The 25,163-nt window shown below is 67.0% G+C and carries 19 protein-coding genes and 2 pseudogenes; 11 read left to right on the top strand and 10 right to left on the bottom strand.

Annotation, left to right across the window (positions count from 1 at the left end; genetic code table 11):
- The first annotated feature begins 37 nt into the window (after window positions 1–37).
- From purH to yccS, 4 genes are all read left to right on the top strand, one after another.
- A complete protein-coding gene (purH, locus tag ACCQ15_RS02605; protein ID WP_008571212.1) occupies window positions 38–1,621 on the top strand; it encodes a bifunctional phosphoribosylaminoimidazolecarboxamide formyltransferase/IMP cyclohydrolase in 1,584 nt (527 codons plus the stop codon).
- Window positions 1,622–1,645: 24 nt separating this feature from the next.
- Window positions 1,646–2,491, top strand: coding sequence for a hypothetical protein (locus ACCQ15_RS02600; protein ID WP_277574500.1), 846 nt, complete (start codon window positions 1,646–1,648; stop codon window positions 2,489–2,491).
- Window positions 2,492–2,523: 32 nt separating this feature from the next.
- Complete coding sequence (purD, locus tag ACCQ15_RS02595; RefSeq protein WP_277574501.1) at window positions 2,524–3,819, top strand: phosphoribosylamine--glycine ligase; 1,296 nt, start codon at window positions 2,524–2,526, stop codon at window positions 3,817–3,819.
- Window positions 3,820–4,027: 208 nt separating this feature from the next.
- Window positions 4,028–6,241 (top strand): YccS family putative transporter, encoded by a 2,214-nt coding sequence (gene yccS, locus ACCQ15_RS02590; RefSeq protein WP_122273363.1) that lies wholly within the window; start codon window positions 4,028–4,030, stop codon window positions 6,239–6,241.
- A 131-nt stretch (window positions 6,242–6,372) separates the two neighbouring features.
- On the opposite strand, the pseudogene ACCQ15_RS02585 reads toward yccS, so the two are convergent.
- A pseudogene (locus tag ACCQ15_RS02585) lies at window positions 6,373–7,563 on the bottom strand (MFS transporter).
- Window positions 7,564–7,660: 97 nt separating this feature from the next.
- Between ACCQ15_RS02585 and ACCQ15_RS02580 the strand changes: the two are divergent.
- The 4 genes and pseudogenes from ACCQ15_RS02580 to ACCQ15_RS02565 all read left to right on the top strand — a co-directional run bounded on the left by ACCQ15_RS02580 (window position 7,661) and on the right by ACCQ15_RS02565 (window position 11,770).
- On the top strand, window positions 7,661–8,563 hold the full coding sequence (locus ACCQ15_RS02580; protein ID WP_218489639.1) for a LysR family transcriptional regulator: 903 nt from the start codon (window positions 7,661–7,663) through the stop codon (window positions 8,561–8,563).
- Between the two features lie 68 nt (window positions 8,564–8,631).
- Complete coding sequence (locus ACCQ15_RS02575; protein WP_078538382.1) at window positions 8,632–10,554, top strand: MFS transporter; 1,923 nt, start codon at window positions 8,632–8,634, stop codon at window positions 10,552–10,554.
- A gap of 463 nt (window positions 10,555–11,017) precedes the next feature.
- Window positions 11,018–11,362: a CD225/dispanin family protein gene (locus tag ACCQ15_RS02570; protein WP_005920117.1), complete on the top strand. Its 345-nt coding sequence runs from the start codon at window positions 11,018–11,020 to the stop codon at window positions 11,360–11,362.
- Window positions 11,362–11,770: pseudogene (locus ACCQ15_RS02565) on the top strand (DUF2752 domain-containing protein). The gene ACCQ15_RS02570 and the pseudogene ACCQ15_RS02565 overlap by 1 nt, the downstream one beginning before the upstream one ends.
- Before the next feature lie 79 nt (window positions 11,771–11,849).
- Here ACCQ15_RS02565 and ampE read toward each other — a convergent pair.
- The 6 genes from ampE to ACCQ15_RS02535 form a co-directional block, all read right to left on the bottom strand.
- A complete protein-coding gene (gene ampE / locus ACCQ15_RS02560; protein WP_011346190.1) occupies window positions 11,850–12,740 on the bottom strand; it encodes a regulatory signaling modulator protein AmpE in 891 nt (296 codons plus the stop codon).
- A 73-nt stretch (window positions 12,741–12,813) separates the two neighbouring features.
- Window positions 12,814–13,704, bottom strand: a complete 891-nt coding sequence (gene nudC / locus ACCQ15_RS02555; protein WP_372381175.1) for an NAD(+) diphosphatase — start codon at window positions 13,702–13,704, stop codon at window positions 12,814–12,816.
- A 307-nt stretch (window positions 13,705–14,011) separates the two neighbouring features.
- Complete coding sequence (locus ACCQ15_RS02550; protein ID WP_372381174.1) at window positions 14,012–15,274, bottom strand: lipase family protein; 1,263 nt, start codon at window positions 15,272–15,274, stop codon at window positions 14,012–14,014.
- Between the two features lie 958 nt (window positions 15,275–16,232).
- The gene (gene erpA, locus ACCQ15_RS02545) at window positions 16,233–16,619 is read right to left on the bottom strand and encodes an iron-sulfur cluster insertion protein ErpA (protein WP_008574005.1); all 387 of its coding nucleotides are present in this window, start codon (window positions 16,617–16,619) and stop codon (window positions 16,233–16,235) included.
- Window positions 16,620–16,702: 83 nt separating this feature from the next.
- Window positions 16,703–17,152, bottom strand: coding sequence for a bactofilin family protein (locus ACCQ15_RS02540; RefSeq protein WP_014089198.1), 450 nt, complete (start codon window positions 17,150–17,152; stop codon window positions 16,703–16,705).
- A gap of 3 nt (window positions 17,153–17,155) precedes the next feature.
- Entirely contained in the window at window positions 17,156–17,893 is a 738-nt protein-coding gene (locus tag ACCQ15_RS02535) for a DUF6776 family protein (protein ID WP_033478798.1), read from the bottom strand.
- A gap of 140 nt (window positions 17,894–18,033) precedes the next feature.
- On the opposite strand from ACCQ15_RS02535, the gene ACCQ15_RS02530 reads away from it, so the two are divergent.
- The 3 genes from ACCQ15_RS02530 to ACCQ15_RS02520 are packed head-to-tail and all read left to right on the top strand — an operon-like array spanning window position 18,034 to window position 22,985.
- On the top strand, window positions 18,034–18,660 hold the full coding sequence (locus ACCQ15_RS02530; RefSeq protein WP_011346185.1) for a DUF4126 domain-containing protein: 627 nt from the start codon (window positions 18,034–18,036) through the stop codon (window positions 18,658–18,660).
- A 38-nt stretch (window positions 18,661–18,698) separates the two neighbouring features.
- Complete coding sequence (locus ACCQ15_RS02525; protein WP_184422733.1) at window positions 18,699–20,675, top strand: EAL domain-containing protein; 1,977 nt, start codon at window positions 18,699–18,701, stop codon at window positions 20,673–20,675.
- A gap of 39 nt (window positions 20,676–20,714) precedes the next feature.
- Window positions 20,715–22,985, top strand: a complete 2,271-nt coding sequence (locus ACCQ15_RS02520; protein WP_338338918.1) for an ATP-binding protein — start codon at window positions 20,715–20,717, stop codon at window positions 22,983–22,985.
- A gap of 366 nt (window positions 22,986–23,351) precedes the next feature.
- On the opposite strand, the gene bfr is transcribed toward ACCQ15_RS02520, so the two are convergent.
- From bfr to ACCQ15_RS02505, 3 genes are all read right to left on the bottom strand, one after another.
- Window positions 23,352–23,822, bottom strand: a complete 471-nt coding sequence (gene bfr / locus ACCQ15_RS02515; protein ID WP_372381173.1) for a bacterioferritin — start codon at window positions 23,820–23,822, stop codon at window positions 23,352–23,354.
- 328 nt (window positions 23,823–24,150) lie between these two features.
- The gene (locus tag ACCQ15_RS02510) at window positions 24,151–24,360 is read right to left on the bottom strand and encodes a (2Fe-2S)-binding protein (RefSeq protein ID WP_008575600.1); all 210 of its coding nucleotides are present in this window, start codon (window positions 24,358–24,360) and stop codon (window positions 24,151–24,153) included.
- 80 nt (window positions 24,361–24,440) lie between these two features.
- A complete protein-coding gene (locus tag ACCQ15_RS02505; protein WP_011346181.1) occupies window positions 24,441–25,058 on the bottom strand; it encodes an RNA pyrophosphohydrolase in 618 nt (205 codons plus the stop codon).
- Window positions 25,059–25,163 lie beyond the last annotated feature (105 nt).

Genomic DNA, 25,163 nt, shown 5'->3' with positions numbered 1-25,163 from the left:
TACAATATCGGCTGCTCCGCAACGACATCCCCCACCGATGGCCTCTGATTTCCTGCCCGTGCGCCGGGCCCTGCTCTCCGTTTCCGACAAGACCGGCCTGATCGACCTGGCCCGCGCGCTGGTGGCGCGCAACGTCGAGCTGCTGTCCACCGGCGGCACCGCCAAGGCGATCCGCGAGGCCGGCCTGCCGGTGAAGGACGTTGCCGAGCTGACCGGTTTCCCGGAAATGATGGATGGCCGCGTCAAGACCCTGCACCCGCTGGTGCATGGCGGCCTGCTCGGGCGCGCCGGTGTCGACGAAGCGGTGATGGCCGAGCACGGCATCGTGCCGATCGACCTGCTGGTATTGAACCTGTATCCATTCGAGTCGGTCACGGTGAAAGCCGATTGCACCCTGGCCGATGCGGTGGAAAACATCGACATCGGCGGCCCGGCGATGTTGCGCAGTGCGGCCAAGAATTTCGCGCGCGTGGCCGTGGCCACCGACCCGGCGCAGTACGCCGACCTGCTGGCGGAGCTGGAAGCCAACGACGGGCAGCTGTCGGCGGCCAAGCGCTTTGCGCTGTCGGTGGCTGCGTTCAATCGCGTGGCCCAGTACGACGCGGCGATCAGTAACTATCTCTCGGCAGTGGCCGACAGCAGCGAGGCGGTGCCCACGCGCAGCCCGTTCCCGGCGCAGATCAATTCCAACTTCGTCAAGGTGATGGACCTGCGTTACGGTGAGAACCCGCACCAGTCCGGCGCGTTCTACCGCGACCTGTATCCGGTGCCGGGCACGTTGGCCACCTTCCAGCAGTTGCAGGGCAAGGAACTGAGCTACAACAACCTGGCCGATGCCGATGCAGCGTGGGAATGCGTGCGCCAGTTCGACGCGCCGGCCTGCGTGATCGTCAAGCACGCCAACCCCTGCGGCGTGGCGGTGGGCGCGGGCTGCGGCGATGCCTATGAACTGGCCTACGCCACCGACCCCACCAGCGCGTTCGGCGGCATCCTGGCGTTCAACAAGACCCTGGACGCAGCGACGGCAAAGGCCATTCTGGACCGCCAGTTCGTCGAAGTGCTGATCGCGCCCGACTACGAGGCCGGCGCGCTGGAATACGCCACCAGGAAGGCCAACGTGCGCGTGCTCAAGATTCCGCACGGCAATGGCTTGAACAACTACGACACCAAGCGGATCGGCTCGGGCCTGCTGATGCAGTCGGCCGACAACCGTAGCATGTCGCTGGGCGAGTTGAGCGTGGTCACCCAACGTGCGCCCAACGAGGCAGAACTGGGCGATTTGCTGTTTGCCTGGCGCGTGGCCAAGTACGTCAAATCCAACGCGATCGTCTATGCCAAGGACAGCCGCACCATTGGCGTGGGCGCCGGGCAGATGAGCCGCGTGGTCAGCGCCAAGATTGCCGCGCTCAAGGCCGAAGAAGCCAAGCTCACCGTGGCCGGCTCGGTGATGGCGTCCGATGCGTTCTTCCCGTTCCGCGACGGCATCGATGCGGCGGCTGCGGCCGGCATCAAGGCGGTGATCCAGCCGGGCGGTTCGATGCGCGATGGCGAGGTGATCGCCGCCGCCGACGAACACGGCATCGCGATGGTGTTCACCGGCGTGCGCCATTTCCGGCATTGATGTCACCGACACAGGGATAGGTCGATGCAGCGTCTGCGTTGTTTTGCCGCGTTTCTTGCCACCGCCGCGCTGTTGAGCGCGTGCAGGCAGGCGCCTGCGCCCGCTGCGGCGCCGGGCGCCGCAGCACCTGCCGCGCCCAGCGACGGCCCCCGTCTGAGCCGCACCGAGCGGCTGGATGGGTTCTTGCGCACGCGCTACGGCGCCAAGGCCGGCCTGGCCGCGCAGTGGAGCGGCGAAGCCGACGGCTTCAAGGCCGACAGCGCAGTCTGCGCCGAACAGCCGGTGGTGGTGGGCGACCAGGTACAGCAACTGCTGGCGGTCTGCCACAGCCTCAGCGATGCCGGCCACGGCAATCCGGGGCTGATCGATTTCTTCGTGCTGCGCGGCGATGGCGACGGTTTCAAGGTCGTGGCCGAACGGCTCGCCGACGGCTACGGCAGCGCCGGCCAACCCGGCAGCGTGGACGTCCTGCGTCTGGGCAGCGATTTCTACGGCTTTGCCGTGCACAGTTTCTGGATGGGCCAGGGCCTGATCCTCGAATCGCAGGATCTGGTCGTGCCCGGGCCAAAGGGCCTGGTCAATGCCGGCTCGCTGCGGGCGCACATCGACAACAGCGGCGCACTGGCCTGCGACGACGACGCGCGCGAGCCGGACCAGACCCAGGCGCAATGCCTTGCCGAGGCCTTCGACGTGGATTTCGCGCTGGAGGTGGACAACAGCGCGCCGCAGGCGCGCACCTGGCCGCTGCGCATCCGCGAGCACGGCAGCGATTGCGGGGTGGCCCTGGACAAGACCCACGTGTTCGCGCTCGACACCAAGACCTGGACCTACCCGTTTCCCAATGCACTGCAGCGCGAAGGCTGCAGGTAGCGCCCCTTCCCCCGTACTAGCGAGCAACTGCCTTGAAAATCCTCGTCATCGGCTCCGGCGGCCGTGAACATGCCCTGGCCTGGAAGATCGCGCAGTCCGCGCGCGTGCGCGAGGTGCTGGTGGCACCGGGCAATGCCGGCACCGCCACCGAAGCCAAATGCCGCAATGTCGCGATCAAGGTCAATGATCTGGACGGCCTGCTCGCGCTGGCGCAGCGCGAAGCCGTCGCGCTGACCGTGGTCGGCCCGGAAGTGCCGCTGGTGCTGGGCGTGGTCGACCGCTTCCATGCCGCCGGCCTGCGCATCTTCGGCCCCACCGCCAAGGCCGCGCAGCTGGAAGGCAGCAAGGCCTTCGCCAAGGATTTCCTCGCCCGCCACGGCATTCCCACCGCGTATTACGCCGTGCACACCGAAGTCGACGCCGCGCTGGCGTATGTGCGCGAGAAAGGCGCGCCGATCGTGGTCAAGGCCGATGGCCTGGCTGCCGGCAAGGGCGTGATCGTGGCGATGACCCTGGCCGAGGCCGAAGACGCGGTGCGCGACATGCTCTCGGGCAATGCGTTCGGCGATGCCGGCGCACGCGTGGTCATCGAAGAATTCCTCGACGGCGAAGAGGCCAGCTTCATCTCCATGGTCGATGGCAAACACGCCTTGCCGATGGCCACCAGCCAGGACCACAAGCGCGTCGGCGACGGCGACACCGGCCCCAATACCGGCGGCATGGGCGCCTACTCGCCGGCGCCGGTGGTCACGCCCCAGGTGCATGCGCGGGTCATGCGCGAGGTGGTCGAGCCGACCGTGCAGGGCATGATCGCCGATGGCGTGCCGTTCACCGGCTTTCTGTATGCCGGGCTGATGATCGACGCGCACGGCGCGCCGAAGGTGATCGAATTCAACGTGCGTTTCGGCGACCCGGAAACCCAGCCGGTGATGCTGCGCCTGCAGTCGGATCTGGTCGATCTGCTCGACGCGGCCATCGACGGCAGGCTCGATGGCGCGCACGCGCAGTGGGACCCGCGCCCGTCGCTGGGCGTGGTCATCGCCGCCAAGCCTTACCCGGACACCCCGGTCACCGGTGAGGTCATCACCGGGCTGGACGCGGTGCCGGCCAGCGCCAAGGTTTTCCACGCCGGCACTGCGCTGAATGCTGCCGGCGAGGTCATCAGCGCCGGTGGCCGCGTGCTGTGCGTTGCGGCGCTCGGCGACAGCGTGCAGGACGCCCAGCGCAACGCCTATGCTGGCCTCGAGCCGATCCACTGGCCCAACGCCTTCCAGCGCAGCGACATCGGCTGGCGGGCCATCGCCCGCGAGCAGGCGGCGCAGGGCTAAGCGCCTCGCGCCTGCAACCACCGCGTTGCGCGCTGTCGCCACGCGGTGGTTGCAGGTTCCTGCGCACCACCAGGCATCCTGCCGATACCGGCGCGGGCCACCTGCGGCGCCTGGCACCGTGCGGCTACTGACAAAGAACTAGCCGCCATCCACACCGGCGGCGCGTGGCTGCGGCAATAATGCCCGGGCTCCCTGCCTTGTAGAGACTGTGGCCACTCCCTCCTTCGAAACCCGCTTAAGCCGCTTGTGGGCCCATGAAAAGGCCAGCTATGGCCTGCGTGTGTTCATCGCGCTGGCGGTGGCGATGGGCGTGTGCTGGCACTGGCAACAGCTCACTGCGGTGCCGGCGCTGTTTCTGGGCGCGATCGCCAGCGCCATTGCCGAAACCGACGACAACTGGCTGGGCCGCATCAAATCGGTGCTGCTCTCGCTGCTGTGTTTCGCCGCCGCCGCCGCCGCAGTGGTGGTGCTGTTTCCGTATCCGCTGCCGTTCGTGCTGGGCATGGCGTTGGCTACGTTCTCGCTGACCCTGCTCGGCGCGCTGGGCGAGCGCTATGCCTCGATCGCGCAGGCCACGGTGGCCTTGTCGATTTACGCCATGATCGGCATGGACCAGCATGGCAGCCGCGATCCGCTGGTCGCCTGGCACGGCGCGGCGCTGCTGCTGATCGGCGCCACCTGGTACGGCGTGCTGTCGATCCTGTGGACCATCCTGTTCGCCAATCGCCCGGTGCGCGAGCGGCTGTCGCGGCTGTTTTTCGAATTGGGCCGCTACCTCAAGCTCAAGGCCGATCTGTTCGAACCGGTGCGCCAGAGCGACCTGCATGCACGCCGGCTGGCCTTGGCCGAACAGAACGCCAAGGTGGTCGGCGCGCTCAATGCGGCCAAGACCGCCATCATGAGCCGCTTCGGCCGCTCGGGGCGGCCGGGCGTGCAGTCGGGCCTGTATTTCCGGCTGTATTACATGGCGCAGGACTTCCACGAGCGCGCCAGCTCCTCGCACTATCCCTACGAGGCGCTCACCGACGCGTTCTTCCACAGCGACGTGCTGTATCGCTGCCAGCGCCTGCTCGCCCTGCAAGGCAAGGCGTGCGCGGCGTTGGGCGAGGCGATTCGCCTGCGCCAACCGTTCGATTACGGCGACAGCAGCCGCCTTGCCACCGAAGACCTGCGCCAATCGCTGGATTATCTGCACGCGCGCGCCGACCCCGCACTGGCCCGCCTGCTTGGCGCGCTGGAGCTGCTGGTGACCAATCTGCAGAGCATCGAACGCAGGTTGTCGGAAGCGGCGCAATCCGATTCCACCAGCGACAACCTCGACACCCGGCTACGCGATTCCTCGCCGCACACCTTGCGCGAAATGGGCGCGCGGCTGGCGCAACAACTCACGCCCGGCTCGGTGCTGTTCCGCCATGGCCTGCGCATGGCCATCGCGCTGCTGGTGGGCTACGCCATCATGCAATCCATCCACGCCGACAACGGGTACTGGATCCTGCTCACCACCGCATTCGTGTGCCGGCCCAACTACGGCGCCACGCGCCTGCGGCTGGTGCAGCGCATTGCCGGCACCTTGATCGGCCTGGTCGCCACCTGGGCGCTGATGCAGCTGTTCCCCACCACCGAAGTGCAGCTGCTGCTGGCGCTGGCCGGCGCGCTGGTGTTCTTCATCACCCGCACCGATCGCTACATGCTGGCCACCGCCGGCATCACGGTGATGGCGCTGTTCTGCTTCAACCTGCTGGGCGATGGCTTCGTGCTGATCTGGCCGCGCCTGATCGACACCCTGATCGGTTGCGCGATTGCCGCGGCCGCCTCGTTCCTGATCCTGCCGGACTGGCAGGGCCGCCGGCTGAACCAGGTGATGGCCACGGTGCTGGCCAGCTGCGCGCGTTATCTGGCCCAGGTGCTGGAGCAGTACGCCAGCGGCAAGCGCGACGACCTGCCCTACCGCATTGCGCGCCGCGACATGCACAACGCCGATGCTGCGTTGTCGGTGGCCTTATCCAACATGCTGCGCGAACCCGGCCGCTATCGGCGCAATCTAGATGCGGGCTTTCGCTTCCTGGCGCTGTCCAACACCTTGCTCGGCTATCTGTCGGCACTGGGCGCGCACCGCGCCGCACTGGAGGGCGAACACGACGCCACCATCGCGCAAGCCGGCGAATATCTGCAGCGCGCACTGAGCGAGATCGCCAGCGCCCTTGGCCAACGCCAACCGCTGCCGGCGCACGACGAAAGCGAAGAACTGGCCACCGCCGAAGCGCTGGAACACCATCCGGTGCAACTACCGCCCAAGCAACGCCTGGTGCGCGACCAACTGGCATTGACGCTGCGCCTGCTGCCCAAGCTCCGCGCTGCAGCGCTGGCGGTGACAACGGCGCCGGCGGAGAACACGCCGCGTCTGGCGGCCAGCAAGACCTAGCCGCCAGCGGTCGACAGGCATGGGCGCCGCGCCGTACATGCAGCCTCGATGCGGTAAGCGATGTCGAACACGGCCATGCCGCGTATTCGCCACTGCGTGCAACCGCTGCGTCGTCGCCCCACCGGCCACGCTCACTTCCACTGCCTGCGCGCCACGCTCAGCCCCACCCAACCCAGTGCCGCTGCAGCCAGTACCGCGCCGCCGATCACCACACCCATCCACCCGGCCTGCGCATACGCGGCCGTGCCCAACGTCGACCCCACGGCACCACCGATGAAATAGCAGGTGATGTAGGCCGAGGTGATGCGATTGCGCGCCGCCGGGTTGCGCTGATAGATCACGCTCTGGTTGGCGATATGCACGCCCTGCACTGCGATATCCAGCAGCAGCACGCCGACGATCAGCAGCCCGATCGACTGCGGCGCAAACGCGAGCAAGCCCCACGACAGCAGCAACATCGCCAGCCCGCCCCAGCTCACGCGGTCGCCATGGCCGTGATCGGACCAATACCCGGAACGATTGGCCGCCAGTGCACCGGCCGCACCGATCAGGCCGAACAAGCCGATCACCGCAGTGCCATAGCCATAACTCGGCCCGGACAACAAAAACGCCAGCGTGGTCCAGAACATGCTGAATCCTGCAAAGATCAGCCCGCCCAGCACCGCGCGCGAACGCAGCACCGCATCGTCGCGCAGCAGCGCCAGCACCGAGCCCACCAACTGCGGATACGCCAGTTGCGCGTTGCCGGGATGGCGCGGCAGCCCGCGCCACAACAGCCCGGCGGTGAGCAACAACGCGACCGAGGCGATCCAGTACACCGTATGCTAGCCGCCGACACCGGCCAGCACGCCGGCCGCGGTGCGCGCCAGCAAGATCCCCAGCAGCAACCCGCTCATCACCGTGCCGATCACCCGGCCACGCTCGTGGGGCGCCGCCAGCGTGGCGGCGAACGGCACCAGGATCTGCGCCGCCACCGAGCTGGCGCCGGTCACGATGGTGCCGACCAGCAACATCGCAAAACTGTGCGAACTGGCGCTCACCAGCAGCCCGAGCGCGCTCAGCACGAACAGGCCCACGATCAGGCCGCGGCGCTCCAGCCGGTCGCCAAGCGGCACCAGCAACAGCAACCCTGCCGCGTAAGCCAGCTGCGCCGCGGTGACCACCGCACCGGCACTGCGCACCTGGATGCCGAACGCCTGCGCCAGCGTTTCCAGCAGAGGCTGGGCGTAGTAATTGCTCGCCACCGCCAACCCGGTGGCGGCAGCCATCAGCAGCACCAGGCGACGGGGCAAGGGCGGGTGGGAGGTGGGCTCGGTCTGCATGGCTGCTGCCTGGTCAAGGAATGTGCACAGTGTGGGCAGCCGACACGCATCTTTCCAATGTATTGTTTTCACCGTCGCCATCTTTTTTCGAGATTGCATGCTGACCTTGCGCCAACTGGAATTTGCCATTGCCGTGGCCGAAGAAGGCGGCTTCACCGCTGCTGCGCGCCGCTGCAACACCGTGCAATCGGCGCTCAGCCACCAGGTCGCCAAGATCGAAGAGACCTTCGGCGCACGCCTGTTCGAACGCGGCACCCGCCAGGTGCGGCCCACCGCCGCCGGCGAGGTGTTCCTGCACAACGCCCGCCAGACCCTGCGCGCTGCCGAGCGCCTGCACGAGGAAATGGCGCAGGCCCTGGGTACCGTGCGCGGGCGGCTGGCGTTGGGGCAGATTTCCTCGCTCACCACCGTGCAACTGCCGGCGTTGCTGCAGCAGTTCCGCAGCGCGCATGCGCGGGTGGACGTGCATCTGCGCACCGCCATGAGCGAGGCCTTGCTGCACGATCTGGGCGAAGGCCGGCTGGATGTCGCCCTGGTGGGGGTCGGCCCGCAGCTTGCGGTGCCGGCGCAGCGCCTGCTGCTGCATGAAGAGGCCTTGGCCTTGATCGTGGCACCGGGCCACCGCTTTGCCGCACGCAAACGGGTGGCACTGGCCGAGCTTGACGACGAACCGATGGCCGGGCTGGTTCCCGGTGCCGGCGTGCGCGGCATCATCGATGCTGCGTTTGCGCACGGGGGCCTGCGGCAACGCCAGCAGTACGAAGTCACCCACGCCGATCTGGTGCGCGAACTGGTCGCCGCCAACCTGGGCGTGGGCATCGTCCCGCAGACCATGGCCGGGGCCATGCACGGCGTGGTCACGGTGGCCTTGAAGGAGCGTTACCGCTTTCTGACCTACGCGGTGTGGCGGCCCGATCCCAGCCCGGCCGCACGCGCCTTCGTGGCCTTGCTGCGCGCCCAGCTCGCGCAACGCAGGCCGCCGGCACGTAGAAGCCGCTGAACGCAGCCGCCATCCACCAGCACGCCGTGGAAGCCTGCTAGGCTGCGCGCGTTCGCAAAGGAAACTGCATGTCCGGTCACAGTCAGTTCGCCCTGCTCAGGCAGCGCCGCTTCTTGCCGTTCTTCGCTGTCCAGGCGCTGGGCGCGTTCAACGACAATGTCTATCGGCAGGCCATCATCGGCCTGCTGTTCTATCTCGGCATCGATGCCGCCCAGCGCACGCTGTATACCAACCTGGCGCCGGCATTGTTCATCCTGCCGTACTTCCTGTTCTCCGCGCTGGCCGGGCAGATCGCCGAGAAGCTGGAAAAGCAGAAGCTCATCGTGATCACCACCACGATGGAGATTGCGATCATGTCGCTGGCTGCCGTCGGCTTCATCACCGAGAACATGGTGATCCTGCTGATTGCGCTGTTCTGCACCGGCCTGCAGTCCACGCTGTTCGGGCCAGTGAAATATTCGATCCTGCCGTCGGTGCTGAAGCCGGAAGAACTCACCGGCGGCAACGGCCTGGTCGAGATGGGCACCTCGATCTCGATCCTGTGCGGCATGATCTTCGGCGGGCTGATCTTCCAGATCGCCGGCAGTCATGGGCCGGAGGCTGCCGCCACAGCGGTGATCGCAATTGCCGTTACCGGCAACCTGGTGGCGCGGCTGGTACCGCGCGTCGACGCCGGCGCGCCCGAGCTGAAAATCAACTGGAACCCCATCCCCGAATCGCGCGCCATCATGCGCTTGACCCGGCGCACGTTGGCGGTGCGCAACGCGGTGTTGGGCGTGTCCTGGTTCTGGTTCATCGGCACCGTGCTGACCGCGCAGCTGCCCACCTATGCGCAGCTCAACCTGGGCGGCCAGCAGGACCTGTACGTGTTCGCGCTGGCGCTGTTTTCGATCGGCACCGGCGCCGGCTCGCTGCTGTGCGAACGCCTGTCTGGCCGCACCGTGGAAATCGGCCTGGTGCCGCTGGGCGCGTTCGGCATCAGCGCCTTCCTGCTGGACCTGTACTTCGCCCGGCCTGGCGCGGCGCCGGCCACCGGCCTGTCGATCGGCCAGTTCGTGCAGCAGCCCGGCAGCGTGCGGCTGATCATCGACCTGGTCGGCATCGGCCTGTTCACCGGCCTGTTCGTGGTGCCGTTGTTTGCGCTGATCCAGAGCCGCACGCCCAAGGCCGAGCTCTCGCGCGTGATCGCCGGGCTCAATATCCAGAACTCGTTGTTCATCGTGGCTGCGGCGGTCATCGGTATCGCGCTGCAGTTGCCGCAGGTGGTGCTGTTCGGGGTGCGGATTCCGCTGCCGGGCCTGAGCATTCCGCAAGTGTTCCTGGCGCTGGCGATCGCCAACACGCTGGTGGCACTGTGGATCTTCACCCTGGTGCCCGAATTCCTGATGCGCTTCCTCAGCTGGGTGCTGGTGAGCGTGTTGTACCGCCTGCGCGCGCGCAACATCGACGCGCACGTGCCCGACGAGGGTGCCGCCCTGCTGGTGTGCAACCACGTCAGCTACATGGACGCGCTGATCCTGTCGGCGGTGATCCCGCGTCCGGTGCGCTTTGTCATGTACTACAAGATCTTCCGCATCCCGGTCATGCGCTGGATCTTCCGCACCGCCAAGGCCATCCCGATCGCCGGCGCGCGCGAAGACCCCGCATTGATGCAGCAGGCCTTCGACCGCATCGATGCCGCATTGGCCGATGGCGAGCTGGTGTGCATCTTCCCCGAGGGCGCGTTGACCAAGGATGGCGAAATCGCCCCCTTCAAATCCGGCGTGGAAAAGATTCTGCAGCGCCGCAACGTGCCGGTCATTCCGATGGCGCTGCGCGGCATGTGGTCGAGCATGTGGAGCCGGCGCGACACGCGCCTGGGCCGCATGCGGGTGCCGCGGCGGATGCGCGCGCAGATCGACGTGGTGGCAGGGGCAGCGGTTGCCGGCGATCAGGCCAGTGCCGCGCTGCTCGAACAACAGGTGCGCGCGCTGCGGCAGGATCAGCCCTGAGCCCGGCCGTTGCAGGCTTTGCGTCCATGGCGCGCCGCGAGTAGCCTGTGCGCCATTGCACGCTTTGCCGTCGCAGCCGCCAAGCGGACGCGGCCGGTCGTACCGGGGGGACGTCGTTGTGCTCAACATCATCGCGCCTGAGGCGTCTGCCGTGACCGGCGGGCGTCATGCATTCCAGCGGCTGGCTGTGCCGGCAGCGATGGGCATGCCACCGCGTTCGTTCGCTGCGCAGGCGTGGAGCGCCCGTTCGCTTGCGCGAGCAGCCCTCCGGCACCGCGCAACGCTACTCGCCGCTGCCGCGACCGACACGCCGGCCCCGGCTCACACGCGCGCCAAAGCGCGCATGAGAGTCATCCGGCCGTCGTCAGCGCACACCGGGCGCATCGCCGCCGCGCATGGCGCCCGATAATCCACCCCACTCACCCATCAGTTCGCTGTTGTTTACCACCCAAGGAGCTTCACCATGAGTGCCATGCCACCGCCGATCCATCCCTCGTCCAGCGCCGCGCCCGGCCCGGTACCGAATCACCTGATCTGGGCGATCGTTTCCACCGTGCTGGGCTTTTGCCTGTGCTGCCCGGCGCTGATCTCCGGCATCGTGGCGATCGTGTTTTCCAGCAAGGTCAACGGCCTGCTCAACCAGGGCGACATCGACGGCGCACGTCGCGCCTCCAACACCGCCAAGACCTGGTGCATCGTGACCAGCGTGCTGGCCGCGATCGGCCTGCTGATCAACATCGGCATGGTGGCCACCGGCGGCATGCAGGGCTACATGGACTACATGCAGCAGTTGCAGCACATGCAGTAATGGAACTGCGTCCACGCCACTGGCTTGGACTGGGGGCGGCCACCAGCGTGGCCGCCCTTGGCGTGTCGTTGCTGTATCGCTTCGATCCGAATGCGGGCAACAGCCCGTTCCCGCCCTGCGTGTTCCGCGCCGTCACCGGCTGCTATTGCCCCGGCTGCGGCATGACCCGCGCACTGTATGCGCTGGTCCACTTTGACCTGCCCGGCGCCTTCGCAATGAATCCGGCCGCCGTGCTCGGCCTGTTCACCCTGCCCGGCCTGATCGCCTGGAAAGCCGGCTGGCGCGCACGCTGGTTTGCCCGTGGTGGCCGTGATGTCCGAACCGAAGTTCTGGTTATGGGCATTGCCGATGTACTGGATCGCAAGGAATCTGCCGTGGTACCCGTTTACGCTGCTGGCGCCGGGTTAGACCGCAAACAAGCGCGATGCGCCGAGGTTCCCAGGCGGACGCGCGCTACACATTTTTTCGCACGACATCATGCGCGGCGCTAACGCACCCACCCCGCAATCACCAACAACGCCAGCACCACCAACCACAGCAGCAGCACGCGCCAGACCAGGCTCATTGCATCACGGACTTCCGGCAGGCGGCGCCAAACGGGTACCAGGCCCGAATCTGTGTAGTCGTGCGCTTCCTCGCGCAGCTCGGCGCTGACGCTGGCGCGCGCCACCGCGCCGAGAAAATGCGGCTCCAGCGACCAGCGATTGCCGTGCGCCTCGCGCCAGGCGCGGAACACCGTATCGAAGTTACCCACCAGCGCCATCGACATCGTCATCAACTGCGCTACCGGCCATTCCAGCACCGCCAGCAACCAGCGCGCGCCAGCCAGATTGCGGGGCGGCAGCAACACGGCCAGCGGGCTTTCCACCGCCAGCGCAGTGAGCCGGTACAGCACCGCGCCGAACGGCCCCAGCAGCAAAAACCACCACAGCACCGCGAACCAGCGCCGCAGGCCGTTGACCACCACCGCTTCCACCAGCGATGGCGCATCTTCATGCACACTGCCGCCGGCGGCCTGCAGGTGCGAAATCGCTTCGCGTCGCGTGTGCGGCTCGTCGGCGTCGATGACCGCTTCCACATCGCGATCCAGATCGCGCGGGCCCCAGGTCCAGGCCAGCACCGCCACGCCGAACAGCAAGTCCAGAAAACCGTGCCAGACATCGTCCAGCAGCCACTGCACCAGCAGCACCACCAGCGCCGGCAGCACCGCCAGCAGCACGCCATAGCGCCCTTGCCACGCACCGCGCCCGGCCGCGTAACCGTCCAGCCGGCGCAGCCATTGGCCGAACCAGGCGAAATTGCGCAGCCTGGCTACCTGCGCCGGTACCAGATGGCCCAGCGTGAGCGCGACGACGACGGCAACCAAGGTGGTGAACATGGGCAGGCCTCCTCAGCCGAGTCTAGCCGAGCGGACGCGAGCGCCGCTGCAACACTGCAAAAGCCGGCCTGGCTCAGCCATGCGCACGATGCCAATGCTCGATCAACGCACGCGCAATGGAAATGCGCGGCGGCAACCCGATGTCGCCCTCGCCGGCCAGCGCAGCGCTGACCTGCGCATGGCTGACCCAGCGCGCGTCTTCCAGCTCACCGGTGACCTGCGGCACCTCGGTCGCTGCGGCACGCGCGGTGAAGCCCAGCATCAGCGCGCCCGGGAAGGGCCACGGCTGCGCGCCCAGGTAGCGGCAGTCCTGTACATGCACGCGGGTTTCCTCGAACACCTCGCGCGCCACGGTCTGCTCCAGCGACTCGCCCGGTTCGACAAACCCGGCAATCACCGAATAACGTCCTGGGGCCCAGCTAGCCTGGCGACCAAGCAGCAAGCGCGCTCCATCGCTGACCGCCACGATGATGGCCGGGTCCACGCGCGGGTAATGCTCGGTCTGGCATTGCGTGCAGTGCGCGATGAAGCCGGCGCGCCGGAACGCGATCGCACCGCCGCAGACACCGCAAAAGCGCGTGCGCGATTGCCAGTGCAACATGGCGCGTGCATAGGCGAAGGCGGTAGCGATCTCGGCAGGCCAGTCGGCGGCGGCCTGGCGCAGATCGATCCGCTGCGGCGCCTGCACCACGACAATGTCGGCCGGCACACAAAACCAGCCCACCGCATCGCGCAGACCCAGGAAGATCGCAGCCTCCGGCCCGTCGCCCAGTTCGGCGCCATCCAGCAACAATGGCTGGCCATCGGCATCGGCCAGCGCCGCGCCTTTGGCGTCGATCAACAGCACACGGCCCTGCGGCCACAGACGCGCCAGGGCGTCGGGATCGTCACGCAACATATCGCCGCGATCGAGCGGCGCGTGGGTGAAGGCAAAACCGGAAGATGAAAAAAGAGACTCTGACATCGGCGCAAGCCTGCCGATAATCGGCAGCGCCTGCAACCATCGTACGCACTCGACCGAGCGTGCCTGCGGTGCGTGTTCAGACGCGGGCGCCGCCCGCGCTGGCCACCGGCTTGGGACGCGGTTCACGCCTGGTCGCGCGGCCCCCATCACGGGACCGCGCGCAGGCGCGGCCATGCAAGCGCACGCACGTTCGCCAGTGGTCACGGCAGTGCACTGCACCGGCTGCAGTGAAGAACGGTGCAGGTGCGGGCTTGGGATACGCCCGCACCTGCAAACCCTTCGGCAGGGTCAAGCAACGAGCGCTGTATCAGCGCTGCTTGTCCAACAGCTGATACCGCACCGCCACGATGCACGGCTCGTTCGTCAACAGATGGGCGAAGGCCGAGTTGTCGCTGGAGTTGCCGGTGCCGATATCCACCAACGCCACCTGGTTGCTGCCACGCCGCTTGAAGCTGGCGATGGCGGTCTGCGCGTTCTTGAGCGGAATGGTGGCATCGTTGGACGAACCGCACAGCAAGGTCGGAGTTTGCGGCGTCCACGCCAGCAGATCGTTGCGCGCCAGATCCTGGCGGAACGGGTTGGCGGGGTTGCTGGCAAAGTCGCGGTAGAAGCCAGGCTGGAAATACGCCTTGATTTGATCGATGCCTGGCAAGGTGTCGCCGAGAAACAGATCGGTCAGGCTTTGCTTGCCCGGGAACAACGGCTCCACCTTGGCAGTCCACGGCTCCTGAAACACCTGTCCGGGCTCCAGATAGATGTTCTTGTAGGTGTGCTGCATCGCGACGATGGCATAGCTGCCCAGAATGATGCCGAAGCTGCTTTCGCCTACCGCATTGCTGCCGCTCCAGCTGTCCAAAAATGTCTGCTGCAGCGCGTAAGGCCCGGAGATCGGCGCACTGGCCACCAGATGGAATTCCTTGGACAGATGCGTCTCTATCTCACGCTGGGTGGCCATCGCCGTGTGGCCGCCCTGCGAATAACCCGACAGCATCACCTTGCCGGACAGCGGCGTGTTCAAGCGCTGCAACACACTGCGCGCCGCACGCATCGCATCGATGGTCGCACTCGCCTCGGTCGCGCTGTGCAAATACGGGTGATAACCGTAGTTGGACTTCCCGAGCCCCAGATAATCACTGCTGACCACGACATACCCCTGGCTGGCCAGGCGCGTGACCAGTGGGTCGTTGCCCTTGGCATCGCGGATGTCCTTGGCCTGCTCCTCAGTGCGAACCGTTCCGGTCGGACGTCCCCAGCCGAGCAACGGATACGGCCCTACGCACCGCTCGCCATCTGGAACCAGCAGCACGCCAGATGCGGTTGCAGGTTCGCCTTCGACACCGACGGTTGCATAGGTGAATTCGGCGACACGGACATTGCATTTGGGCTGTTCGGCCTGCGGCTCGGAGGCCAGCATCGCGCCGATCGCGTCACGGCTGTAGCTGGTCAGGAAATTGCTGGCAAGCAAGGTACCGCGCGCGGGCGCGGCCTGCGCGGCGGGTGCAAGCACTGCGCTGGCGATGCCCAACATGGCCGCCAGGCCAAACGCCGATCGGGAGTTGATCTGCAACATGAAGTAATGCTCTCTTGGGGAAGGACGGAACAGACGCGCAGCAATCAGCCGACACCGGATCGGTGCCGGTGCCCGATCCAGGTGCGGAACGAGCGGGAACGCTCACTGCACCAAGGCGTGGAATCGACACAAGGCATGGCATGCGCATCAGCACGGTGTCGCACACGACTGCGGTGGATCAGCGTGGACAAGCGGCAATGCCTGGAGAAAACGCGCATATCGTGGCGCCAGCGGTAAGCACGCACGCAGTATGGTCATCCGGATCTGCGCACCATCGCGCACGCACGAAGCTGGCGCGCGCGCCGCGAAACCTGCAGCGCAGAAAGTGGCGTGGCGCGTTACGCGCGCGTGCAGATCGCCCGCCTTGCGGGCGCAGCCCAAGCAATCGGGTGCGTGCCCGGCGATCGACCGCCAGCGACTCGCTGCATTCCTGCCGTCGTGCTGAAGCACCCTGCAGCGCCGCGCAGGACGCAGGCATTTTCAACTACGCACGTGGCTCGCAACGACGCGCGCGGTTCGCTCGTCTCCACGTGGCGCACAGCGCTGTCATCGTCTTGAAGCATTGCCGCAGTCATTGGGCAACGTGGAAGCACTCACACGCATGCCTGACCAGTGGCGGCCATGTACGCACTGCGCAGCTCGGGTTGGCCGCCTCATCGTGATGGCGGCCGGCGGTCGCCGACGAACTGCAGCCGCACAACAAGCGATGCACCACCCTCATCACAGCGCGCACTGCAAGGCGAGCGAGGCATACCGGCCAGTCCCGCCACCTGCAACGCCCACCTCAGCGCGAGCCGGGTCAACATCTCACGCAAACAGCGCGCAGCCCTGCCGCGATCGATCACACGTTCGGCAATCGCCTTGGCATCAACGCAGGTGCCTGCAGGAATAGGCGCTAAGCGCCAGCAATTCGCATTTGCCCAGATACGTCGAACAATCCGCATCTATCCAGAGGCAATCAGACGCTGAAGCTGCTTCCGCACCCGCAGGTGGTCTTCGCATTGGGATTGCGGATGACGAACTGCGCGCCGGTCAGGCTTTCGGTGTAATCCACCTCGGCGCCCATCAGGTATTGCAGGCTCAGGGGATCCACCAGCAGCGTCACGCCATCGGTGGCCACGGCCAGATCGTCCTCGGCGCGGTTCTCGTCGAACTCGAAACCGTACTGGAAACCGGAACACCCTCCGCCCTGGATGTACACGCGCAATGCCAGGTCGGCGTTGCCTTCTTCCTGGATCAGCTCGCGCACCTTGGCGGCAGCGGCCACGGAGAAGTTCAGTGGCCGGTCGATGGACTGGTAGTCCGGCGCCGGGGCGACAGTAGGAAGCGAAACGAGCGTACTCATGGCGCCAGCATGGGGGCCAGACGGTCCTACTTCAAGCCAGGCCGCCGCATCGGCTGCCGCGGCATTCACCGCGCATGCCGCACTCAGGCGTCGGCGGTTGCGGCCTGCAACGCCGTGGCCGGCTCGGCACGGCCGGCTTCCGGCGCCGGCAGCGCCGCGGTTGCGCCGGCCGTCGCGGCATGGATCAGCCGCCCGGTGAGCTGCGCGCCGGCGCTCATTTCCACCACCTGGTAGTGCACATTGCCCTGCACGCGCGCATTGGCGGCCAGTTCGACCCGCTCGGCCGCATGCACATCGCCGGTCAGCTGGCCGTTGATGATCACCACCGGCGCACGCACCTCGCCTTCGATGCTGCCCTGCTCGGCCACCGTGAGGGTCGCGCTGGCGCCGTCTTCGGCGATCACCTTGCCCAGGATGCGGCCTTCCACATACAGCCCGCCGCTGAACATCAGGTCGCCGCGGATGACCACCTGCGGCCCGATCAAGGTATCGACCACGGTCTGCGCACCACGGTTGGACTTGTTTCCGAACATGAGCTACTCCCCCGCGCCATTGCCGGCGACTTTCCAATCGAATGTCTGACTGACCGGCGCCCCATCGCCGCTCAGGGAGATTTTGACACGTTGCGGGGTGAAATCCTTCGGCAGGATCACGCTACCGTCCAGCTGCTGGAAATAGCGGAACGAGTACGGCTGCCCGGCGGCATCGGGCTTCTGGTGCAACTCGTTCCAGCTCACCGTCACCAGCTTGCCGGCGCGCACGCCTTCCACCGCAAAGCGCAACTGGCCCTGGCTGATCGCGCCGCGGTTGAGGTTCTGGGTCAGCACCACGCTGTAATTCCAGGTGCCGCCGGCTTCGGCAGTGAATTGCACCGAGTGCGCGTTGAGCCCCTTGCGCTGCGCGGTGGAGCCCACCAGCCGCTCGTAGAACGCCACGTCGGCGCGCAGCGCGGCGATCTGCTCGTCGCGCTCGGCCAGCGAGGCCTGCACTTCGGTATTGGCTGCGCGGCTGATCTTGTCGGACATCGCCAGATTGACCTGGCGCTGCTGCAACTGCTCGATCTGCCGACGTTGCTGGGCCTGGCTGCGTTGCGCCTGCTGCAGCGCTGCCTCGGCCTTCACCAGCCGCGGTGCAGCCGTGCGCGTGGCCATCCACCACACCCCGCCCAGCGAAGCCAGCCACACGATGGCCAGCAGCAGCCACAACCAGCGGCGACCGGGCCGGCCGCCGCCGGAGGCACGTTGGACGATCTGCACGCGTGCGGCTGGTCTCATAGGCATCGGGTCCGGACGGGCCGGCGCAATCATGGGCGGCGTAGTGTGCCAGAGCCCAGACAATGGTCGCGCTGGCGTTGGACCGGCGGTTATCCCAAAGTTCTGCGATAGTTCTGCAATTGTTTGCAGGGAACCACGCCATGAGCGAAGCGCATCTGTTCGTGATCGGCATCCTGCTGGCCTGGCTGGCCGGCATCCGGGTCTATCTCACCGTGTTCGGCGTCGGCCTGGCCGGCCTGCTGGGCTGGATCGACTTGCCGCCGGCGCTGCATCCGGCGCAGTCGTGGTGGGTCCTGGGCACCTCCGGCGCGCTGGCAGTGGCCGAATTCTTCGCCGACAAGATCCCGGGGGTGGATTCGGGCTGGGACCTGCTACAGACGCTGGCCCGCGTGCCCGCCGGCGCCTTCCTGGCCGCGGCAACGCTCTCGCCCGACGGCGACCTGGGCGCGGGCGCCCTGGCGGCCGGTGCCGGCGTGGCGCTGACCAGCCACACGCTCAAGGCCGGCACGCGCGCATTGCTCAACACCTCGCCCGAACCGGCCAGCAACTGGATCGCCTCGCTGGCCGAGGACACCATCGCCACCACGGCCTTGGCACTGGCACTGGCGCACCCCTGGCTGGCACTGGGTTTGGCGGTGGGCTCCAGCCTGCTGGCGGGGCTGGTGGTGTGGTGGGTCTGGCGATTGCTGTGGCGGGGAATGCGTCGGCTGGTTGCGCCGATGCGCCCCGCCGCTACGCCAACTGCACGCAGCTCCCCGCTACCGTGAAGTTCATCGCATAATCACAGCGACTGTAGGGAGTATCGATGGCCGCCCGAGATCCGGTTTCTTCCACCACACGTGACGACACCGCCACGCGTAATCGTCCACTTCGCGCCGAGACGCCGCCGGCCGACCACTGGCGTCGCTGGGCCGATGAGGTTGCGTCGCCGGTCGACACCGCTGTGCCGGTGAGCGCGGCGATCATTCCTGCGCCTGCCGCTGCAGCGGTGCCCAGCCCGGCCGCGGCCGTGTCGGCGCCGCGCGCGTCGGCGGCCAGCGGCAGCGCGCGTGCTGCCGCAGCATCGGCGCCCACGGCGTTACCCACATCGGCAGCGGCCACCGCGCCGCACGACGGCGAGGACAATGTCGCCGCCGATGCGCCGTACCGCGTCCTCATCGTCGAGGACGACCGCTCGCAGGCCTTGTTTGCGCAGAGCGTGCTGCATGGCGCCGGCATGCATGCGCAGGTCGAAATGACCGCCGCCAGCGTGCCGCAGGCGATCCAGGACTATCACCCGGATCTGATCCTGATGGATCTGCACATGCCCGAGCTGGACGGCATCCGCCTGACCACGCTGATCCGCCAGCAGCCCGGTCAGCAGTTGCTGCCGATCGTGTTCCTGACCGGCGACCCGGACCCGGAGCGCCAGTTCGAAGTGCTCGACAGCGGCGCCGACGACTTCCTCACCAAGCCGATCCGCCCGCGCCACCTGATCGCTGCGGTGTCCAACCGCATCCGGCGCGCACGCCAACAGGCGCTGCAGCAAGCCGGCGAACAGGTCAGCGCGCGCAGCAATCCGGAAACCGGCCTGCCCACCCGCGGCCACGTGATGGACCTGCTCGCCGATGCGCTGGAGCGCAAGCAGTCCGGCGGCCTGTTCTTCATCGAGATCGCCAGCGCGCTCGGCCTGCGCGAGCGCTACGGCTATGCCGCCTACGAGCGCCTGATGACCCAGGCCGGGCACCGCCTGGCCAGCGCCGCCCAGCCCTACCCGCTGGCGCGCCTGAACGACAACAGCTTCCTGCTGCTGGCCGTCGACATGCCCGAAGCCAGCCTGGAACAGCAGGCACTGGAGATCCGCCAGCGGCTGTCTGCCAACGCCTTCCCGGTGCGCGAAGAAGAATCCGTGCACGTGCGCTGCGCCATCGGCGTGGCACCGCTGGGCGTGGGCTTCGACGACACCGGCAGCGCGCTGGAAGCGGTCGAACGCACCGCGCTGCAGGCACGCCTGCGCAGCGACGGCGTGCAGACCTACCTGGCGCCCAGCCAGGCCGAACAGCAGGAACAACTGCGGCTGGTCGAAGGCCAGCTCGAACTGGCCTATCAGCCGATCGTGGCCGTGGCCGGCGGCGACACCGCGCAGTACCAGGTACTGCTGCGGCTGCGCCAGGCTGACGGCACCTTGCTCTCGGCAGGCCAGGTCATTCCTGCCGCAGAAGCCGCCGGGCGCATCGCCGATCTGGACCAGCAGGTCATGGACCACGCGCTGGGCCTGCTGCACCTGTACCAGCACGCCAGCCCGCCGCTGCGCCTGTTCGTCTCGCAATCGCCGCGCACGCTGGCCCGCGACGCCTTCGCCGACTGGCTGCTCAAGGCGCTGGTCGAACGTGGCGTGGCCGGCCAGTCGCTGATCGTGGATCTGCGCCTGGACGATGCATTGATCCATGCCGTCACCGTGCAGCAGTTCTGCGCCAAGTTGATGCCGGCCGGCGTGCAGTTCTGCCTCAGCCAGTTCGAACCCGGCGACGAAGCCAACGCACTGCTGGCCCAGCTGCCGCTGAGCTTCGTGCGCATGGCCAACCGCTTCGCCGATGCGCACGGCAACGCGGCGGTGCGCGACGAACTGCGCGGCGTCATCGACATCGCCCACCAGCGCGGCCTGCTGATCATCGGCCAACGCATCGAAGATCCGCAGGCCGCGGCTGCGATGTGGATGAGCGGCGTGGATTTCATCCAGGGCAACCTGGTGCAGACGGTCGGCAAGGAACTGGACTTCGACTTCACGAGCGCGGTGCTCTGAGTGAGAGAGCGGGCAGCAGGTCTTCGCGCCTGGAGCATCTTGGCAGTGCTGGCCGCGCTGGCGGTCGCACTCGGCGCAGGCCTGCAATGGTCGTCGCTGCAAGGCCCCTGGCGCGCCGTCAGCGCGGTGTCGGCAGTACTGGCGGTGGTCTGCGGGCTGTGCGCCGCACTTGCGGCCCACCGGGCTGTCCAGGCGCAGCATGCGTTGGCACAGCGCCTGGAAGAGGCCGACCTGGCCCGCGAACGCTTGCAGCAGGAACTGCGGCGCCACGGCGAACTCGAACAGGAACTGTTGCGCGCCAAGCAGGCCGCCGAGGCCGCCACCCTGGCCAAGGGCGAATTCCTGGCCACCATGAGCCACGAGATCCGCACCCCGCTCAACGGCATCATTCCGATGCTGGAGCTGATCTCCAGCGGCCAGCTCAGCGTTGACCAGCGCGACATGCTGCAGACCGCCACCGGCAGCTCGCTGCAGCTGCTGCGCATCGTCGACGACATCCTCGATTACTCCAAGCTCGAAGCCAACAAGCTCGAACTGGAAATCACCACCTTCAACCTGCGCGAGCTGCTCGACGGCGTCATCCAGTTGCTGCAGCGCACCGCCGAAGGCCGCCAACTGCGCCTGAGCCTGGATATCGAACCGTCGGTACGGCTGCTGGTGCGCGGCGACCCGATCCGCCTGCGCCAGGTGCTGGGCAACCTGATCGGCAACGCCATCAAGTTCACCGAACGCGGCAGCGTCGACATCCAGCTGCGCCGCCTGGGCGAAACGCGCGCCCAGCACCTGCTGCGCTTCCAGGTGCGCGACACCGGCATCGGCATCGCCCCGGACCAGCAGGCACGCCTGTTCCGCTCTTTCGCACAAGCCGATGCCTCCACCACGCGGCTGTACGGCGGCACCGGCCTGGGGCTGGCGATCTGCAAGCGCATCATCGACCTGATGGGCGGCCGCATCGGGGTGGAATCCGAACCCGGGCGCGGCTCCACCTTCTGGTTCGAAATCCCGCTGCTCAAGGTCATCGGCGACCTCCAGCAGGCCACCGGCGCCGATGCCGCACGGGTGATGGTGATCAGCTCCGATGCGCGCCTGTCGCAACGCCTCAAGCGCCTGCTCGACAGCTGGGGGGTGTCGCACGTGCTCATGGAAACCACCCAGGAAGCGCTCGAACGCGTGCGCCGGCACAACGACAGCGAGGGCTTCCGCTGCGTCATCGCCGACCACGACACGTTGCGCTACAGCGCGCGCGCGGTGCACCGCGCGCTCGCCCGCCCGGAAAACGCCAACAGCGCGCGGCTGATCTGGCTGTACGGCGAAGAACCGGTACCGGCCGAACTGCAGGATCACACCACTCTGGTGCCGCGACAGAGCCCGGACGAAACCCTGCGCGCCCTGGTGCTGCCGCCCGAACCCAAGCCCGCCCACGTCACCACGCTGGCCTCGGCGATGATCCCCGAGCCATTGCCGCCGCCGATGGCCAATGCGCGCGAGGTGCGCATCCTGCTGGTCGAAGACAACCCGGTGAACCTGCTGGTCGCGCAGAAGCTGCTGGCCGTGCTTGGCTTCGAGGCCGACACCGCCACCGACGGTGAAGCCGCACTGGCCAGCATGGAATCCACCCGCTACGACATGGTCTTCATGGATTGCCAGATGCCGGTGCTGGATGGCTATGCCGCCACCCGCCGCTGGCGCGCGATGGAAACCGAGAGCGGCGGCCGCCCGATTCCGATCGTGGCCATGACCGCCAACGCCATGGCCGGCGATCGCGAACGCTGCCTGGCCGCCGGCATGGACGACTATCTGTCCAAGCCGGTCGCACGCGAACAGCTCGACGCCTGTCTGCAGCGCTGGCTGCCGCGTCAGGCGCTGCTGCCCGGCCCAAGCAGCGCCGGCCAGGCGACCCACGACCCCGAAAGCGCCAGCGCCGCTGCGCAGGCACGCGCACTGCCGATCCTGGACAACAGCGTGATCGACGAGCTGTACGAAGTGGCGGGCGCGGACACCATCACCATCCTGCAGCTGTTCCTGGAAGACGCACCGCTGATCATCGAGCAACTGGAAGCGGCCGCCGCCAACCGCGACAGCATGCAGCTGCGCGACCTCGCCCACACCCTCAAGTCCTCCAGCGCCAACGTCGGTGCGCAGGCGGTTTCCAACGCGGCCCGGCGCATCGAACTGGCCGCCCGCACCGGCACTATCGAACGCCCCTCAGTCATGGTCGCCCTGGTCATCGCCGAATACGCCCGCGCCCGCCTGGCGCTGCTAGGCCAGGTCGCCCGCCTGCAAGCCGCTGCCAGCGCCACAAATCCGTAGTCGCATCAGCGCTGTCGAAGCAGCAGCAGACGCCTGGCGCCGCCACCTGCATCGAACTGCTGAGGGATGCCATCTCGGCCGCGAACACGCTTGGGCACAGCCGCCCTGACCACGAACGTTATTCGGCCGTTGCCCTGACAGCGCGGTGAGCGGCCCAGGATCCTGGGCCCGGAAGGACACCAGAGCCCCTCTCCTGCGGGAGAGGGGTTGGGGCGAGGGGACGGGGGCGAAGCTACGCACGCTCATCCGGCAACCGATTTGTGAAGGAAAATCATCAGCGACCCATCGCTGAAACACCGACCGGCAGAACTACAGCGCACTCGTAAATTCAAGACCAAAACAAGACAACCTCGACCAAATGCGCGTTCAGTCGTCCAGCTTGGTCAGCAGGTAATTGGGCTCGCCGATGCGCGCCACCAGATCCAGCTGGGTTTCCAGCCAGTCGATGTGCTCTTCTTCGGACTCCAGGATGTCCACCAGCAACTGGCGGCTCACATAGTCCTTGACGGTCTCCGCATACGCCACCGCCTCGCGCAGCACGACAACCGCCTCGCGCTCCAGGGTCAGATCGCAGCGGAACATCTCGGTCGGGTTCTCGCCGATGCGCAGCTTGCCCAAGGCCTGGAAATTGGGCAGTCCTTCGAGAAACAGAATGCGGTCGGACAGCTTGTCCGCATGCTTCATCTCGTCGATGGATTCCTTGTACTCATGCTCGGCCAGTTCATTCAGGCCCCAGTTCTTCAGCATCTTGGCGTGCAGGAAGTACTGGTTGATCGCAGTGAGTTCGTTGTAGAGCACCTTGTTGAGGTACTCGATGACCTTGGTATCGCCCTTCATGCGATGTCTCCGAGACAGTGAGCCAGCCGCACTCTAGCGCGTTGGCGCGGCACATGAAGGAACGCGAATCGTGATCAGTTGCGGGACGCGTCGCGCGCCGCGGGCAGCTGCCAGTTGCCTGGCAGCTGCCAGCTGAAATCGCGGATCAGGCGTGGAACCGCCGCAGTCTTGTGCTGGCTATCAACGGGCGACCACTTCGCCGCAGGTGGCGCCGGCGAGGCAGGAATGGAACTGGCATTCGCGGCCCGGGCCGGATGCATCTGGCATCAGGTACCGCGTGGGAATCCCGGAACAGCCATCGTCGGGACCTCGGTCCCAAGCGCCTGCCTCAGGCGGCGCTGGCCAGCCCCAGGAGCGGCAACGGCAATGCGCGGGTGGCATGTGCCTGGTTCAACAGATCACCCGCCATCTCCAGGCATGAGCCGCAATTGGAGCCACAGCCGGTACGCATGGTCAGTTCGGCAAGGCTGGCGCAGCCATTCTCGGCCGCTTCGCGGATCTGGTGGTCGGTGACCCCATTACAGATGCAGACGTACACAGTATCGGTCGGGTGTTGGCGATCCGGAAAGGACCGGCGCTGATTGCACCGCAAACGAGAATAGGTGTCAATTCCATCCGTTAATCATTATTAATCCGCATCGCGCGAGCCCCGCTGCGCTTGCGTGGCCGCTTGCGTGGGCTGTCGTGCCCCGCCGCGCTGCTGCCCGGCAGCCACGCCTCCAGCGCACGTTGGGGCATCGCACCGACTGCCGCCGGGCCGGCCAGGCTTTGCGCAAGCGGCGCCAGATGACGCAGCGCGCGCGCATAGACGCCGCGCTTGAACATCACCACGTGCTCGACCGGATACCAGAAATCCACCCAGCGCCAGTGGTCGAACTCCGGGGTGTCGGTATGGTCGAGCTTGAGATGGGATTCATCGCCGGTGAACTGCAGCAGGAACCAGACCTGCTTCTGCCCGATACACACCTGCCGCTCATTGCGGCGCACTGCCCTGCTGGGCAGCCGATAGCGTAGCCAGCCAGGCGTGGCGCCGAGCAATTCCACATGCTCGGGCAACAACCCGGTTTCTTCGCGCAACTCGCGGTACATGGCTTCAACGGGTGTCTCATCGGTGTTCATGCCACCCTGCGGGAACTGCCAGCCGTCCCTGCGCACGCGTCGTGCCCAGAATACCTGACCGTCCTGCCGCATCAGCACAATGCCGACGTTTGGCCGGAAACCGTCCGGATCGATCACGATGCGGACTCCTGAAAATCTACTGCCACCGACTCTGCCACGGCGACGCCCGGCTCACAAGCTGAAAACGAAATGCTTGACAACAGCACGACGCATCGTGAGAAT

This window comes from Xanthomonas sp. NCPPB 1754, assembly GCF_041475725.2.
GTDB classification, from domain to species: Bacteria; Pseudomonadota; Gammaproteobacteria; order Xanthomonadales; family Xanthomonadaceae; genus Xanthomonas; species Xanthomonas euvesicatoria.
Note: the sequence above shows the minus strand (reverse complement) of the source record. Positions and strands in the feature narration are given on the sequence as shown.

Bases quoted from the DNA above. Each gene is read 5' to 3' on its own strand.
- bfr (WP_372381173.1), bottom strand. From the start codon at position 23,822: ATGAAGGGCGATACCAAGGTCATCGAGTACCTCAACAAGGTGCTCTAC.
- ACCQ15_RS02550 (WP_372381174.1), bottom strand. From the start codon at position 15,274: ATGTTGCAGATCAACTCCCGATCGGCGTTTGGCCTGGCGGCCATGTTG.
- ACCQ15_RS02570 (WP_005920117.1), top strand. From the start codon at position 11,018: ATGAGTGCCATGCCACCGCCGATCCATCCCTCGTCCAGCGCCGCGCCC.
- ACCQ15_RS02600 (WP_277574500.1), top strand. From the start codon at position 1,646: ATGCAGCGTCTGCGTTGTTTTGCCGCGTTTCTTGCCACCGCCGCGCTG.
- ACCQ15_RS02525 (WP_184422733.1), top strand. From the start codon at position 18,699: ATGGCCGCCCGAGATCCGGTTTCTTCCACCACACGTGACGACACCGCC.
- ACCQ15_RS02580 (WP_218489639.1), top strand. From the start codon at position 7,661: ATGCTGACCTTGCGCCAACTGGAATTTGCCATTGCCGTGGCCGAAGAA.
- erpA (WP_008574005.1), bottom strand. From the start codon at position 16,619: ATGAGTACGCTCGTTTCGCTTCCTACTGTCGCCCCGGCGCCGGACTAC.
- nudC (WP_372381175.1), bottom strand. From the start codon at position 13,704: ATGTCAGAGTCTCTTTTTTCATCTTCCGGTTTTGCCTTCACCCACGCG.
- ACCQ15_RS02575 (WP_078538382.1), top strand. From the start codon at position 8,632: ATGTCCGGTCACAGTCAGTTCGCCCTGCTCAGGCAGCGCCGCTTCTTG.
- ampE (WP_011346190.1), bottom strand. From the start codon at position 12,740: ATGTTCACCACCTTGGTTGCCGTCGTCGTCGCGCTCACGCTGGGCCAT.
- ACCQ15_RS02540 (WP_014089198.1), bottom strand. From the start codon at position 17,152: ATGTTCGGAAACAAGTCCAACCGTGGTGCGCAGACCGTGGTCGATACC.
- purH (WP_008571212.1), top strand. From the start codon at position 38: ATGGCCTCTGATTTCCTGCCCGTGCGCCGGGCCCTGCTCTCCGTTTCC.
- ACCQ15_RS02530 (WP_011346185.1), top strand. From the start codon at position 18,034: ATGAGCGAAGCGCATCTGTTCGTGATCGGCATCCTGCTGGCCTGGCTG.
- ACCQ15_RS02535 (WP_033478798.1), bottom strand. From the start codon at position 17,893: ATGAGACCAGCCGCACGCGTGCAGATCGTCCAACGTGCCTCCGGCGGC.